The sequence below is a fragment of the Exiguobacterium profundum genome, from assembly GCF_001909285.1.
Classification (GTDB): Bacteria; Bacillota; Bacilli; order Exiguobacteriales; family Exiguobacteriaceae; genus Exiguobacterium; species Exiguobacterium profundum.
This window is the reverse complement of the sequence record NZ_MRSV01000019.1, coordinates 1-244: the sequence shown is the minus strand read 5'-3', so window position 1 is coordinate 244 and position 244 is coordinate 1. Positions and strand designations below refer to the sequence as shown.

1 protein-coding gene is annotated in these 244 nt (G+C 48.4%); it reads left to right on the top strand.

Going from position 1 to position 244, the window contains the following annotated elements:
- Positions 1–244, top strand: a 244-nt coding sequence (raiA, locus tag BBB58_RS14975) for a ribosome-associated translation inhibitor RaiA (RefSeq protein ID WP_074038048.1), incomplete at both ends; no start/stop codon positions are given.

Genomic DNA, 244 nt, shown 5'->3' with positions numbered 1-244 from the left:
TCGCAGACCGTCTCGCCAAACTGGAAAAATGGCAAACTCACCTGATTAATCCTCATATCATTCTGTCTAAAGAGCCACAGGGCTTTATTGCTGACGCCACCATTAATACACCGAACGGACATCTGGTCGCCAGCGCAAAACACGAAGATATGTACACCGCTATTAATGAATTGATCAACAAGCTGGAACGGCAGCTCAATAAAGTGCAGCATAAAGGCGAAGCCCGTCGTGCCACCGCATCGGT